The 13,452-nt window shown below is 66.8% G+C and carries 12 protein-coding genes; all 12 read right to left on the bottom strand.

What is annotated here, in order from left to right:
• Positions 1 to 11 precede the first annotated feature (11 nt).
• The 12 genes from E5554_RS21975 to E5554_RS21920 all read right to left on the bottom strand — a co-directional run bounded on the left by E5554_RS21975 (position 12) and on the right by E5554_RS21920 (position 13,450).
• Positions 12 to 239, bottom strand: coding sequence for a hypothetical protein (locus tag E5554_RS21975; RefSeq protein ID WP_010338905.1), 228 nt, complete (start codon positions 237 to 239; stop codon positions 12 to 14).
• Positions 229 to 459: a hypothetical protein gene (locus E5554_RS21970; RefSeq protein ID WP_004208426.1), complete on the bottom strand. Its 231-nt coding sequence runs from the start codon at positions 457 to 459 to the stop codon at positions 229 to 231. The genes E5554_RS21975 and E5554_RS21970 overlap by 11 nt, the downstream gene beginning before the upstream one ends.
• A 61-nt stretch (positions 460 to 520) precedes the next feature.
• Entirely contained in the window at positions 521 to 3,850 is a 3,330-nt protein-coding gene (locus tag E5554_RS21965) for a glycosyl hydrolase (protein ID WP_136188088.1), read from the bottom strand.
• 17 nt (positions 3,851 to 3,867) lie between these two features.
• Positions 3,868 to 4,296, bottom strand: coding sequence for a hypothetical protein (locus E5554_RS21960; RefSeq protein ID WP_136188087.1), 429 nt, complete (start codon positions 4,294 to 4,296; stop codon positions 3,868 to 3,870).
• Complete coding sequence (locus E5554_RS21955) at positions 4,293 to 5,198, bottom strand: alpha/beta hydrolase (RefSeq protein ID WP_136188086.1); 906 nt, start codon at positions 5,196 to 5,198, stop codon at positions 4,293 to 4,295. The genes E5554_RS21960 and E5554_RS21955 overlap by 4 nt, the downstream gene beginning before the upstream one ends.
• A 14-nt stretch (positions 5,199 to 5,212) precedes the next feature.
• Positions 5,213 to 6,517 (bottom strand): family 1 glycosylhydrolase, encoded by a 1,305-nt coding sequence (locus tag E5554_RS21950; protein WP_136188085.1) that lies wholly within the window; start codon positions 6,515 to 6,517, stop codon positions 5,213 to 5,215.
• Positions 6,518 to 6,541: 24 nt separating this feature from the next.
• Entirely contained in the window at positions 6,542 to 7,390 is an 849-nt protein-coding gene (locus E5554_RS21945) for an alpha/beta hydrolase (RefSeq protein WP_136188084.1), read from the bottom strand.
• A 70-nt stretch (positions 7,391 to 7,460) separates the two neighbouring features.
• Entirely contained in the window at positions 7,461 to 9,746 is a 2,286-nt protein-coding gene (locus E5554_RS21940) for a TonB-dependent receptor (RefSeq protein ID WP_136188083.1), read from the bottom strand.
• Positions 9,747 to 9,781: 35 nt separating this feature from the next.
• On the bottom strand, positions 9,782 to 10,612 hold the full coding sequence (locus E5554_RS21935) for a fumarylacetoacetate hydrolase family protein (RefSeq protein ID WP_136188082.1): 831 nt from the start codon (positions 10,610 to 10,612) through the stop codon (positions 9,782 to 9,784).
• Positions 10,612 to 11,520 carry a VOC family protein gene (locus E5554_RS21930; protein WP_136188081.1) on the bottom strand — a complete coding sequence of 303 codons (909 nt, stop codon included), beginning with the start codon at positions 11,518 to 11,520 and terminating at the stop codon, positions 10,612 to 10,614. The genes E5554_RS21935 and E5554_RS21930 overlap by 1 nt, the downstream gene beginning before the upstream one ends.
• The gene (locus tag E5554_RS21925) at positions 11,517 to 11,945 is read right to left on the bottom strand and encodes a heme-binding protein (RefSeq protein WP_136188080.1); all 429 of its coding nucleotides are present in this window, start codon (positions 11,943 to 11,945) and stop codon (positions 11,517 to 11,519) included. Before E5554_RS21925 ends, E5554_RS21930 begins: the two co-directional genes overlap by 4 nt.
• Positions 11,942 to 13,450 carry a bifunctional 3-(3-hydroxy-phenyl)propionate/3-hydroxycinnamic acid hydroxylase gene (locus tag E5554_RS21920; protein WP_136188079.1) on the bottom strand — a complete coding sequence of 503 codons (1,509 nt, stop codon included), beginning with the start codon at positions 13,448 to 13,450 and terminating at the stop codon, positions 11,942 to 11,944. The genes E5554_RS21925 and E5554_RS21920 overlap by 4 nt, the downstream gene beginning before the upstream one ends.
• Positions 13,451 to 13,452: the final 2 nt, after the last annotated feature.

Below are 13,452 nucleotides of genomic sequence, written 5' to 3'. Positions count from 1 at the left end.
CGGGCTTGGTGTTACCGATCGATCAGCGGATGGCGCAGGTGCAGATCGTCCAGCAGCGTCTCGATCACCGATATCTCGCCTGCCGTGCCGCTCGGCGTGAAGGCCCAGTTGCAATGGGGATGGGTGGCGCGGCTGTAGATTCGGACCGGACCGATCGCCTTGCGCCAATGATGCTTGCTCTTGCCATGGGCGATCACCAGTCGCGCGATCATCATGTCGATCAGCCGGTCAGACGTCATCGTCCCACCCCTCGATCCCGTCCGCATCGCGATTGCCCGACCAGCTGACCGGGCTGTCCAGATAGGCTTCCAGCTCGCGCCAGTGCCGATCCCAGCCGGGGCCGCGCCGCGCTTCGGGCACCTGCCGTTCCACCAGCCAGCGGGCGCGGGCCACGGGATTGCCCGCCGGGGCGCGCAGCCGGTCGAGGATGGCGCGGATGCTCTGCTGATCGTCGGTCATGATGACCGCCTGATAGGCGGCGACTTTCCCGCGTTCAAGTGAGCATCCGCGCGCGTTCCGCTTATTGTTCGGTTGACAGCGTGACCGGCCCGATCAGTCCCGACGGACACAGCGGCGCATCGGGGCGATAGGTGGGGGCGGCGGTGAAGGTTACCTTCTGTGCGCCGGGCTGCTGGTCGCCGATCAGGCGGTTGACCCACAGGTTCGCGACCTTCACCTCGATCGCGTTGCGGCCGGGCTTCACCAGCCTGCCGACGTCCAGCCGATAGGGGGCGAACCAGCTTGTGCCCGCGACCTGGCCATTGACCCGCACCTCCGCGACGTCACCGACGCTGCCCAGATCAAGCCACAGCGGCGCACCGGCTTTGGCGCCCTTGGGCAGGGTAAAGCTGCTGGCATAGGTCGCCTCGCCGGAGAAATAGCGCACGCCCGGATCGCTGCTCTTGTCGAGCGCCGTGAGCGTCGGCATCGCAATCTCGGCCGGCGCGCCGCGACCCGGCTGGAAGCGTATGGTCCAGGGCTGCGACAGGGTGGCGACCGGCTTCACCGCCGCCGGCGCGATCGTCCGGCCGGGCGACTGCGCCGGCTTGCGGAACAGGATGAAGAAGGCATCCTCCGGCCCGACATCGAGCGGGACCACCGTGTCGCTGCCCTCGGTCCGGTAGGATAGCGGCGCGGCGCTGCCGTCGATCGCGCGCCAGATTTCCGGCTGGCGACCGGTGACGCGGAAGCGCGCCTCGACATGCTCCGCCTGCGCCTTGCCATTGGTCACGAAATAAAGGTCGCCATCGGGCAGGGCGCGGTGGAGGAAGCGATAGGCACCGGCATCGCCGCTGCCGGTCACGCGGAAATCGGCGCCGGTGCCCGTGCCGGCAAGCGCGGTGTCGACATCGGCGCTGGCGATCACCTTGCCCTTGCCGACAGGTTGGCCGCTCCACAGCTTCGCCACCAGCGCGCGGAAGGCGGCGGGATCATCCTGCAGGCCGGGCGCGCGGTCGGGCGCGGTGCCGATCAGGGTAGCGCCAGCCTCGACCAGCGCGGCGATGCGCTGCAGCGTGGCAAGCGTCATCACCTTGCTCGATCCGCCCAGATACAGCGCCTTGTAGCGCGCCTTGCCGGCGATCAGGTCGCCATCCTGCACCGACGCCTTGGTTGCCAGAATCTCGGCATTGACGAAGTCATAGGCATAATCCTTGGGCAGGTCCGCCGGCACGCCATGTTCGAACAGCGCGGTGATCGGCGCATCCTCGCCATAGAAATAGGCGATGTCGGCATGGTCGCGGCCCTGCTGCAACAGGAAGCCGGTGCGTGCCATATAATCGACCCAGGGCTTGGCCATATTGGCCCAGCTTTCGTGGCGGTTGAAATATTGGCCGAAGATCATGAGGCTGAGGCCCGGCACCTTGTCATCCACCGGCTGGTGGACGGAGGTGTGGACGATCGGCCGGTTGACGCCGGACACGAATTCCAGGTCGATCACGCGCTTGAGGTCGGCCGGAGCAAAGGCCCAGGGGGCGAAGGCCGACGTCATGCTTTCGGCCGACACGATATTCTGGCCATAGATATGGGCAACCGATGCCGCGCCCTTCATGTCGCCGATCAGGGTCGGGCGCGGCGCGCTGCCGCGATTGAAGGTCCACATTGCCGCCATCGGCACATCGGTATGCGCGCGCATGGCAAGGTCGTCGCCCAGCACCGGCCGGCCATTTTCCAGCGCCTCGCCATAGACGGTCAGGCCATGCTCATGCGCGACCTGCGCCACCGTGCCATAATGGGCGTCGGCCAGCAGGTCGGCCAGGGTCTGGCGATAATCATGCAGGAAGGCGTCGCTGCGCGCCGCCGATCCCACCACTGCGCCGGTCAGCGTCGGCAGGAAGGGGACGGGATCATAGCCGCGCCGCGCCTTGAACTCCTCCACCATGCGCGGTGTCCAGTTGGATGCGCCCACCTCGATACTGTCGGTCAGCAGCGCGCTGATGCCCTTCTTGCCGATCCAGTCGGCGCCGACCGTATCGCGATACATGGCAAGATAGGTTTCGAGATAGCGGCGCACGGCGGCCGCATCATATTTGTCGACCTCCAGCCCGGTGGCTTCGGGCGTGGCGGGATGGTTGGTCTTGCCGGTCAGCGACCAGCCCATGCGGACGATGCGCCAGCGCGTGCCCCTGGGCGCGGTCCAGTCGAGCGTGCCGTCGGGGCGCAGCCGGTCGGTCAGGTCGATGACCCTGGCCGGATCGATCGCCGGTGCATCGGCCGGACCCATGCTCAGACGGTTATAATCGGATGCGATGGCATAGCCGGCCTTCGCTTCAAACTGGTCGATCCGCGCCTCGGCCGACAGGCGCAGGTCGCCGATGCCCAGCGTCGGGCTGGCAGGGCGGCCGAACACGTCGATCATCACCGCGCCGGGCGCGCCATCGCCCAGGCCCGGCGACTTGGCGGCGTCGTTGGGCGACAGGACCAGCCGGAAGCGCTGCGCCGTGATGGGCGCGAAGCTGGTGGTGGAGGCGACTTCGGTCAGCGAGAAGCGACCGAGCGGCTGCCAGCCCTGCGCCGTTTCCGCCTCGATCGTCGGACGATAGGCGGGGTCGCCGAAGGGCGGGCGGGCATGGGGCACGAACAGGCTGGCCGATCGCACCGTGACGGGCTCGCCATAATCGAGGATCAGCGTGCCGGGATGCGCTTCATCGCCCTTGGCCATCTGCGCCACGGTTTCCAGATCGCTGTCGCCCAGCGCCGCGGCGCCCGCGATCGGCTGGCCATTGGCGTCGAGGATGCGGGGCGTCGGCAAGGGCACCGCTGCAATCGGATAGGCCAGCACCCGGGCCTCGCCATAGGCGCGCGGCTGGTCCGGTATCTCCGCGTCGCCCGCCAGCGGATCGCTGAACTTCGCGCTCTGGAAGGCGCCGGTCACATTGGACGGGGCGGGCAGGGCGCCCTTGACCCGCTGGCCGCCCTCGACCTCGGTTTCGGTCCAGACCAGCTTCTTCATCGCGTCCTGCGGCTTGACCCAGGGACCGCCGGTCTCGCTCCAGCCCGGCGACGCCGCGATCGCGAATTCCAGCCCCTTGGCATCGGCGGTCTGCACCGCATGGCGGAACGCATCCTTCCAGCCATCGGTCATATAGACCAGCCGTTCCTTGACGATCTGCGGCGTCTGCAGATTGGCGTCGAAATTCTGCACCCCGCCAATGCCGATGCGCGCCAGCCAGTCGAGATCCTTGTCGATCCCGTCCTTGGTCACATTGCCGTTCAGCCAATGCCACCAGACGCGGGGCCGGGCCGACTGGGGCGGATTGTTGAAACCGTCGGCCAGATCGTCGGCCTGGGCGGGCATGGCGAGTACGGTGCCGGCCAGCAGCATGGCGAGACGCAGGGAACGGAAGGTCATCGGGGCGATCCTCTATTTCAAATGATTTGGGCGGATGACAGCATCCGCCGCAGCGCCAGACTGGCGACCAGCGCACCGAGCGCGCCGCCATAGGCAATCTTGATGGCCAGCGCGGCGCCCCAGCCGATCGGCGGCAGGCCACCGGCCGCGAGCGCAAACAGCCCGCCCACCGCGGCACCGGCGAGCGCAAAGCCGGCGGCGCGCAGCAGGATCGGCCGCAGGGCGCCACCGACCCGTTTGCGCGCGATCAGCGCCGGGACGAGCGCGCTCATCAGCGCAACGGCAATGCTCTGCGGCACGAAATCCAGCGCCAGCCGATCCGGCACCGCCCAGGCCAGCGGGCGCGGCTGGGTGCCGAATAGGGCAAGGAAGAAGGCCAGGCTCAGCGCGCCATTGATGCCGACGCTGATCGCCGCTTCCCGCCGGATCGAGACGGCGCCGGTCATTGTCCCGCCTTTGGGGTCAGCAGGCCGCGCATGTCCATCCAGCTCAGAAATTGCGGCAGCAGGCCCATGGTCGTGGTGCCCGGCTTGCCCATGCCGAAGCCATGGTCGCCGCGCTCATAGGCATGGAGTTCGACCGGCACATGCGCCCGGCGCCAGCTTTCGACCAGCGCATAAGAGGGATTGGGGAACAGGCTGTCGTCATTGGCGATCGCCGCGAACATCGGCGGCGCGTCGGCGGGGACATTGCGCGCCAGCATCGGGCCATAGACATAGCCGATAAAGGACGGGCGATCCGCGCCCTTGCCGTCCAGCGTGGCGTTCATGACGGTCATGGCGCCGGCGGAAAAGCCGATCATGCCGACCCTGCTCGGATCTACGCCCCATTTGCTTGAGTTTGCGCGGACCAGTTTGAGCGCGGCGAGCGCGTCCAGCGTGGCGCGCGGTTCGCTGATCGTTGGCGGGACGTTGGGATCGCGCAGCGAATCCGCCATGCGCTTGCCCATATAGGCGGATGCCTCGGCCGTGTCGGCCGGGGTCTGGTTCAGCCGATATTTGAGGACGAAGGCGGCGACGCCATGATCGGCCAGCCAGCGCGCGACATTCCAGCCCTCATGATCCATCGCCAGCAGCATGAAGGCGCCGCCGGGCGCAACCACGACCGCCGCGCCGGTCGCCTTGGCCGGATCGGGCAGGATCGGCGTGATGGTCGGCACGGTGACGTTGCGCACGGCGAGGTCATCGCCGAAACGCACCCAATTCTCGGCCGATCCCTTGGGCGCCTTCAGATCAGGATAGAGCGGGATGGCATCGGGTTCGGCCGGAGCCTGCGCTGGCACGGGTGTCGGCATCTGGGCGATGGCGGGCGAGGCCAGCAACAGGGGGAGCAGGGCGAGGCGCTTCATGGCGATCTTTCCCGTCAGAGCGCGTTGCGGCGGGCGATCGCGCCATAGACGGCGGCGCTGGGCTTGGCCGTGCGGGCGAAGGTCACCGGATCGACGCTGTGCAGCCCGAATTTGGGCTTGTAGCCGAAGATCCACTCGAAATTGTCGAGCAGCGACCAGTGGCAATAGCCCAGCACCGGCACGCCATCGTCGATCGCGGCCTTGAGCCCCGCCAGCGCTTCGGGAATGAACTTCGCGCGGACCGCATCATCGTCGCTGCCCACGCCATGTTCGGACACCAGGATCGGCACGCCGGTCGCCTCATGGGCAAAGCGCACCGCGCCGCCGAGCGAGGGCGCCCAGACTTCGGTGCCGGACCAGTTGACGGCCGATCCCTTGGGCGCGGGCAGGCGGCCCTTGTCGCCCCACAGGGCGCGCTCATAATTCTGGACACCGATGAAATCGTCGCCCTTCGCAATCTCCAGCCAGTTGCCGTAAAGCTGCTTGCGCATGGTATCGCGCACCGAATGGGCGCCGACCGCCTGATCATCCATCAGCGCCAGCGAGAAGCCGACCGGCAGGTCGCCGCGCACCGCCTTGATCGCGGCCTTGCCGGCCTTGTGCGCGGCTTCGAGGCCGGTCTGGAGCGCGGGCAGATCGTCGAAGCCGGCGACATTGGCACAGACATATTTGGGCACGCCCAGCCGCTTGGCGGCGGTTTCCAGCGTCAGTTTCTGGATGTCCCACACCTGCTGGGGCAGCATCGGCTTCAGGAGCAGCAGGATATTGGGTTCGTTGAAGGTGATGGCGCTGGCGATGCCCTGGCCCAGCGCGCGCATCGCCTTGTCGCAATAGCGGGCGAAAAGCTGCGCGCTTTCCGGGTTGGTCCAGCCGCCCTGGGCGCTGAACCAGCGCGGCGCGGTGAAATGGCTGAAGGTGACGATCGGCGCCAGACCACGCGCATGGCAGCCGTCGATCACCGCCTTGTAATGATCGAGCATCGCCTGGGAGAAGAGACCCTTTTCCGGCTCGATCCGCGCCCATTCGATGCCGAAGCGATAGGCATTGAGGCCCATGGCCTTGACCAGGTCGAGGTCGGTTTCCCACAGCGCGAAGCTGTTGCAGGCGTCGCCCGAGGGCTGGGCAAAGACGGTCGGCTGCTGATTTTCCACGAACCACAGGTCGCTGGCGATATTATTGCCCTCGACCTGATGCGGCGCGGTGGCCGCGCCCCAGTAGAAGGTCTCGGGGAAATTGGGGTTGGCGCTCTTGCGCGCGGCGATGGCAGGGGCGGCCATCAGCGCAGCGCCGGTAGCCAGAAGGGTGCGGCGATCCAGCATATCCGTCTCTCCTATTGTTGATTGTCAGGCAGTGGTTTCGCGCACGAAGGCGCAGATTTCTTGCAACAGCCGCCGGTCGGCGGTGCCCAGATGCATGGCCATGCTATAATGATTATGGCCTGACTGGATGAAGGCGCGGGGCATGGCGCCATGGCGCGCCAGCCGGTCCTGCAACAGGCTCAGGAACTCGGCCTGGAAGCGGGGCGGGTCGAACTCGGCGCAGGCGATCAGCAGCGGCAGGTCGGTCGAAGCAATGGCTTCCAGCGGCATGCGATCCGGGTAGATCGAAGCATCGCCATAATAGAGCATGTCGCGTTGATCGAGCGGGGTATAGCCGTAGAGACCCGACAGCAGCACGGCAGCGCGAACGGCGTCCGATCCGGCAAGTTTCAGATAGCCTGCGACATGGACGGCGCCGGCCGACGTGCCCATCAGGACGATGCGATCGGCATCGCCGCCATGCGCGGCGGCATGATCCTTGAGCCAGCCGACGACCGCCGCGACATCTTCCGCCCCGGCCGGCCAGCCATGGTCGGGGGCAAGGCGATAATTGATGACGACGCCCAGAAACCCGGCCTGCGCCGCCATCCGGCCGACATTGGCATTGGGCCAGGCGTCGGCACTGCCCTTGTCACCTTTCAGAAAACCGCCGCCATGGACGAAGACCAGAATGGGGGCAGGGGCATCGCCCTTGGGGGCATAGAGGTCGAGCCGGTGGCGGGCGTCCGGGCCATAGGCGATGTCGGCCTGCGTCACCGGAACCGCCGCCGCCAGCGCTGCCTGCTCGGCATCGAACAGCGCCCGGCACTGGCCGAGTATGTCCGGTCCCAGATCGGTGCCCAGTGCGGCGATGGCGTCCCTGATCGGCTTCATATGTCCCCTCTGGCCAGAAGGATTAGGAAAAAAGACGGGACGCCACCAGCGGCGCCCCGCCTCGGGAGGATCAGAATTTCGCGTCCAGGCTGATGCCGATCTGGCGGAAGGACTGCGGGCCATAGATGGCGCCGATATTCTGCTCGCCCTGGTCGGTGGTGTAGGGGAAGTCGCTCTGCATCAGCGAAGGCTCATGCACGTTGAACAGGTTGCGACCGAAGATCGCGACGCTGTAGCGATCGTCATCGGTGCGCAGGCCGATGCGGCCGCCGACCAGCCAGTGCGAACGGAAGGTGGTTTCGTCGTTCGAATTGGCTTCGTAGCGCACCTTCGACTTCCACACCGTATCCGCCGCCAGGAAGCCCTTCAGGCGGCTCGTGACCGGCGCTTCATATTCGCCTGACAGGGTGAACTTGTACTTGGGCGCATAGGCGAGCTGGCTGCCGCCGATATTGGTGCCATCGGTGCCGATGAAGCCGCCCGGATAGGTCGCCTTGGCATAGATGAAGCCGGTGTTGAGCGACAGGCCGTCGAAGACCTTGCCGAAGAAGTTGATTTCCGCGCCGCGCGACTTCACGCCGTTGATGTTGGTCTGGACGCAGGAGATGACCGCGGTGCTGTCCACCGTGCACTGCTGCGCCTGGAAATTTTTGATCTTGCTGTAGAAGACGTTGAGGTCCGCGACCCAGCCGCCGAACAACGTGCTCTTGAGGCCCAGTTCATAGGCGGTCGGGATTTCCGGCTGCACGACGAAGGGCTTGGCCGGCGCCGAGGGGATGGCGATCTGGCCGCCCTTGAACCCGCGCGAGGCGGTCGCATAGACCATGGTGTCGTTGGCCAGGTCATATTGCGCGCCGAGGCGCCAGGAGAATTTTTGGACGTCCAGCACGGTGCGGCTGAACGGATCGGTGGGGGTGAAATAGTCGTAGCGGTCCATCGACAGGCGATCGGTGGTGTAACGGCCACCCGCGATCAGCCGCAGCGCGGGCGACAGGTGGAAGGTGCCCTGGCCGAACACGGCGAGCGATTCATCCTGAATGTCGATGTCGGCGCCGGGGTTGCGCACGATCGGGATGACGAGGCCGGGGAAGGGCACGACCGACACCGCCAGCGTTTCGGGATCGCGGGTCTGCTTCTGGTTCGAATAGAAGACGCCGGCAGTATATTCCAGGAACTGGTCGGCAGGCGAGCTGACGCGCAATTCCTGGGTGAAGAGGCTCAGGCGCCGGTTGGTCGGGCCATTGGCGACCTGCAATTCCAGCGGATCGCCGCGGAACACGTTGGTCGCCGCGCCATAGCCGGTCTCGTTCGACTTGCGATAGGCGGTGATGGAGGTCAGCGTGAAGGGATCGGCCTCATAATCGACCTGCAGCGATCCGCCATAATTTTCGGTATGGCCGACATAGCTGTCATCGCTGCAATAGTCGCGATTGCCTTCGCCCGGCGTCACGCCACAGCTGGCAAGCCGGGCGGTGATGCCGGTGGTGTCGGCCAGCAGGCCACCCAGCGCCGTGCCCGGACCGCTGGTCTTGACGAAGGTGAAGAAGTCGCCGCCATTTTCGATCCGGCTCTTGGTATAGTCGCCGATCACATTGACGGTCAGGCGATCGGTCGGCTCCCACAGGAAGCGGCCGCGAATGCCGTAGCGATCGGTGTCATTATAATCGCCGGTGCTGGCGTTGCGGTTCGGCCCCTGGCGGAAATTGGCGACGCCCGACAGGCGGATCGCGGCGTTGGTGGCCAGCGGGATGTTGACCATGCCCTGTACGATCTGGTTGCCGAACTTGGACCCCAGCGTGCCGGCATCCGACAATTCGGTGCGGACGCGGGCGGCAAAGCCGGTCGGATCGGGCGCATTGGTGGTGATGTTGATGACGCCGGCCGATGTGGTGAGGCCGAACAGCGTGCCCTGCGGCCCCTTGAGCACTTCGATCCGGCTGACGTCGAACAGGTCGGAGATATTGGCGTTGCCCTGGCTCACCTGGTCGACGACCACGCCGACCGATGCGACCGCGCCGGCCGAGAAGGTCTGGGTGCCGATGCCGCGGATCGACCCGCCGCCGCCGGTATTCTGGCCGGGCGCCTGCTGGATTTCCAGGCTCGGCGCGATGCGGTTGAGGTCGTTCATCGTGTTGACCTGCTGCCGTTCCAGCTGGGCGGCATTGGCCACGGTGATGGAAATCGGCACCTCGGTCACCTTCTCCGCCTTGCGCTGGGCGGTGACGATGATGTCGGAATCGTCCGCCGGCTGGGCGGCCTGTTCCGGTGCGGGCGCGTCCTGTGCGAAGGCCGGCGCGGCGATCGCGATGGCGCTCGCGCTGGCGAGGGCCGCAATGGTGATGTGAATGTTACGCATGGTCTGTCCTCCCCCGGTATGCGGGTTGATGATTGTTATTGTTCGTCGATGATGCGGTTGCTGAGCGTGCCGATGGTGCCGATGGTCACTTCGACCTTGTCGCCGGCCTTCATGTAGAGCGGCGGGGTGCGCTTATCGCCGACGCCGCCGGGCGTGCCGGTGGCAATCACGTCGCCGGGGCTCAAGGGCGTGAAGGCGGTGACATATTCGATGACCGTGGGAATATCCCAGATCATGTCGCTGACCGGCTGGTCCTGCACCAGTTCGCCATTGAGGCGGGTCTGGACGCGCAGCGCGGCAAGATCGTCAATCTCTTCGGGCGTCACCAACGCCGGGCCGAAGCCACCGGTGCCGGGAAAGGTCTTGCCCGGCGTGAACTGGATATTGTGGCGCTGCCAGTCGCGCGCACTGCCATCGTTGAACGCGGCATAGCCGGCGACATAGTCCCAGGCATCCGCGGCCGCGACCTTGTGCGCGGGCTTGCCGATCACCAGCGCCAGTTCGCCTTCATAGTCGAAGCGTTCGGTCACGGCCGGCTTCACCATCGGCTGGCCGTCGGCGATCAGGCTGTCGGCATAGCGCACGAAGATCGCCGGATGCGCCTTCTGCTCGCGGCCGGTTTCCTTGACATGCTCGGCATAGTTGAGGCCGACGCACAGGATCTTGGCGGGATCGGGGATCACCGGCAGCAGCACGACATCGGCGGCGGCATAGGATGCGCCATCGGCCAGGCCCGACAGGCTGCCGTCGGTCAGCGCGGCCTTGAGGCTCGGCGCCGCATCGGTTGCCAGTTCGACGATCGTCTCGCCCTCGATCCGGCCGAAGCTGGGGGTGCCGTCGGGACGGCGGAAACTGACATAGCGCATCAGGCTTGTTCCTCGTTGATCAGGTCCAGCGGCCGGGCATCCCAGTCGCGGCGATGGCGGAATTTCTCTTCGGCGGCGCGCAGGCCGGCGAAGTCCTTGTCGGACATGCCCCACTGGTCGATCCGGCCCTCGGGCCAGGTCCAGTCCTCCGGCGCGCCCGGCTGATAATCCTCGGCCACCTTTTCCACGGCGGTCGAAAATTCGATCACCGGGCCAAAGGGGGCGATGAAATAGGCAAAGACATTGGCGCCCGGACCATGGCGACCCGGCCCCCAGGCGGGGACCATGTCATGGTCGCGCAACCGGCCGATGCCGCGCATCACTGCGTCCATGTCCGCCATTTCGAAGGCGATATGGTTGAGCGAGGGGAAGCCGGCGCGGGCGAAGGCGGTCGAATGATGCGAGTCATTGCAGCGCACGAACACCATGCCCTTGGTCCGGTCCGACACGCGAAAGCCCAGCGCCTGCTCGACCAGATGGCCGGTTGCCTCTGCGTCGGCGCTGTTGAAGACGACATGGGTCAGCTTCACCGGCAGGTCGGCGCCTGCGATCGGCGCGACTTCCTCGGCATCGACCAGGAAGCGGAGCAATTCGCCCTCGGCCAGTTCGACGATGATGCCATGGCCGCCGCCCGGATCTGCCGACACGGTGGGTGTCGCGGGCAGGCCGGCGGCGGTGACGCTGCGCTTCAACTGCTCCAGCCGGTCGGCGGTGCAGACGAAGGTGGTGGAGCGCACATAGGTGTCCGCCGATTCCGCCAGCGCGACCAGATAGGGATAGCTGCCCGACCCGCGCAGATAATGGGTTTCGCCTTCGATTGCCGCCGGGGCCATGCCCCAGATGTCGGTGAGGAAGGCAGCGGCCTCTGCCGCATGGGGCAGCGCCAGTTCGATGCTGCGCAGCTTCATTTTCTGTCTCCGTGGAAAAGTCCGGCGGCGTCAATGCCGGCGATGGCGCAGGCCTCGTCGCATTCGCCGGTGTCGCCGCTGATGCCGACCGCGCCGATCAGCCCGCCGTCTGCATCGCGGATCAGCACGCCGCCCGGCGAGAAGGCCATCTGGCCGGTGGCGGCGGCGATGCTCTGGAAAAAGACAGGGTTGGACGCGGCGCGGGTGGCCAGCACCCGCGTATCCGCGCCCATCCCCAGCGCACCCGAGGCTTTGGCCTTCGCGATGTCGAAACGGAACAGGCTGGCGCCATCTTCGCGGGCAAAGGCGACCGGATGGGCGCCGGCATCCAATATGATGACGGCCAGCGGCTGGGCGCCATCGGCGCGCGCCTTGGCGAGCGCGGCGTCGATGATGGCACGGGCCTGCGCAAGCGAGAGGGTCATGCCGCAATCTCCTGCCGGGCGGTGCCGGCGATCAGCGCGTCGCGCCGGGGGATCAGCTCTGCGGGCTTGCCGGTGCCGAAGACATAATGGTCGGGGCGGACCAGCACCGCCTCGGCACCGCGCGCGTCGAGCCAGTCGGCGACATGGCCGTCATCGCCCAGATCAGCGACATCGACGACGGTCACGTCACCGCCGACAACCGGCTGGCGGGTGAACAGGCGCCAGCCATCGCCGGTCACATCGTCCAGCAGCCGGTCGCCGACGCGCGGCTGGATGAAGCGTTCGCCCGCACCCGGCGTTCCGGTGGCGATGATGCCGGTGGCGATGGCGGGGATCAGGTCGGCGGCGGTGCCGCTCTGGGCGCCCTTGGCGGCTTCGCGCAACTGATGGTCGCGCGCGGCGGCGGCGTCGGGATCGAGCACGCAGATATAGCGGCCCGCGCCCACGGCGGCGGAGATGACGGCGCGGACATGGGGATCGCGTTCGGGCTGATAGCTGTCGAGCAGGCTCTCGGGCGCCTTGCCCGCCAGCACCAGTTCCAGCTTCCACGCCAGGTTCGCGGCATCGCGCAGGCCATGACACATGCCCTGGCCGAAAAAGGGCGGCGTCTGGTGCGCGGCATCGCCGGCCAGGAAGACGCCGCCCTGCCGCCACCGCTCGGCGATCAGTCCATGGAAACGATAGGTGGCCGCACGCACGATCCTGTGCGGCACGCCGTCAAGATAGGGGGCGACGAGCGCAGCCACGGCATCGGGCTGCATCATCGCCTGATCATCCTCGCCGGGCAGCAGCATGAATTCCCAGCGGCGGTGATTGCCGCGCCCCGGCACGATGGTGGCCGGGCGCCTGGGATCGCACATCATCACCGACAATTTCTGCAGGTCGGCGGCGTCCGGCACGCCCCACAGGTCGGGGAAGCGGACCGGGCCGTCGACTTCGGCATCGACCACCAGCCAGGGTTCCTCGAAATCGAGATCGTCGAGGCCGATGTCGAGCGCCTTGCGCACCGCGCTGCGCGCGCCGTCGCAGGCGATGACATAGCGGGCGCGGACCTGTTCCTCGCCGGCGTCCGATCGCAGCGTCAGGGTGACGCCGTCCTTGTCCTGCACCAGCGCCTCGAACGCGGTGCCCAGCGACAGCTCGACATTGGGATAGACGTCCAGCGCGTCGCGCAGATGGTCTTCCAGTTCGGGCTGGTAGAAGAAATAGTCGTTGGACCAGCTAAAGGGGCGGGGGCGGCCGACCGTGCCCATGTAGCGGATCACGCCATGATCGGCGCCGACATGCAGATGCCCCTCGGTATCGCGCATGTCCGGCGCGACCCGGTCGATGACGCCGGCCGACTGGAACAGGCGCATCATCTCATGGTCCAGATGGACCGCACGGGGCAGGGGATAGGGGTTGGCCTCGCGCTCGATCACCAGGACCGAGACGCCCGCCTTCCCAAGTAAATTGGCCGCAAAGGCCCCCACCGGCCCGCAGCCGATGATCGCAACGTCGAACATGA

Source organism: Sphingobium sp. PAMC28499 (genome assembly GCF_004795815.1).
Classification (GTDB): domain Bacteria; phylum Pseudomonadota; class Alphaproteobacteria; order Sphingomonadales; family Sphingomonadaceae; genus Sphingobium; species Sphingobium yanoikuyae.
The sequence above is the reverse complement of the archived record's forward strand: the minus strand, read 5'-3'. Positions and strand labels throughout refer to the sequence as shown.

Bases quoted from the DNA above. Each gene is read 5' to 3' on its own strand.
- E5554_RS21975 (WP_010338905.1), bottom strand. From the start codon at position 239: ATGACGTCTGACCGGCTGATCGACATGATGATCGCGCGACTGGTGATC.
- E5554_RS21970 (WP_004208426.1), bottom strand. From the start codon at position 459: ATGACCGACGATCAGCAGAGCATCCGCGCCATCCTCGACCGGCTGCGC.
- E5554_RS21965 (WP_136188088.1), bottom strand. From the start codon at position 3,850: ATGACCTTCCGTTCCCTGCGTCTCGCCATGCTGCTGGCCGGCACCGTA.
- E5554_RS21960 (WP_136188087.1), bottom strand. From the start codon at position 4,296: ATGACCGGCGCCGTCTCGATCCGGCGGGAAGCGGCGATCAGCGTCGGC.
- E5554_RS21955 (WP_136188086.1), bottom strand. From the start codon at position 5,198: ATGAAGCGCCTCGCCCTGCTCCCCCTGTTGCTGGCCTCGCCCGCCATC.
- E5554_RS21950 (WP_136188085.1), bottom strand. From the start codon at position 6,517: ATGCTGGATCGCCGCACCCTTCTGGCTACCGGCGCTGCGCTGATGGCC.
- E5554_RS21945 (WP_136188084.1), bottom strand. From the start codon at position 7,390: ATGAAGCCGATCAGGGACGCCATCGCCGCACTGGGCACCGATCTGGGA.
- E5554_RS21940 (WP_136188083.1), bottom strand. From the start codon at position 9,746: ATGCGTAACATTCACATCACCATTGCGGCCCTCGCCAGCGCGAGCGCC.
- E5554_RS21935 (WP_136188082.1), bottom strand. From the start codon at position 10,612: ATGCGCTATGTCAGTTTCCGCCGTCCCGACGGCACCCCCAGCTTCGGC.
- E5554_RS21930 (WP_136188081.1), bottom strand. From the start codon at position 11,520: ATGAAGCTGCGCAGCATCGAACTGGCGCTGCCCCATGCGGCAGAGGCC.
- E5554_RS21925 (WP_136188080.1), bottom strand. From the start codon at position 11,945: ATGACCCTCTCGCTTGCGCAGGCCCGTGCCATCATCGACGCCGCGCTC.
- E5554_RS21920 (WP_136188079.1), bottom strand. From the start codon at position 13,450: ATGTTCGACGTTGCGATCATCGGCTGCGGGCCGGTGGGGGCCTTTGCG.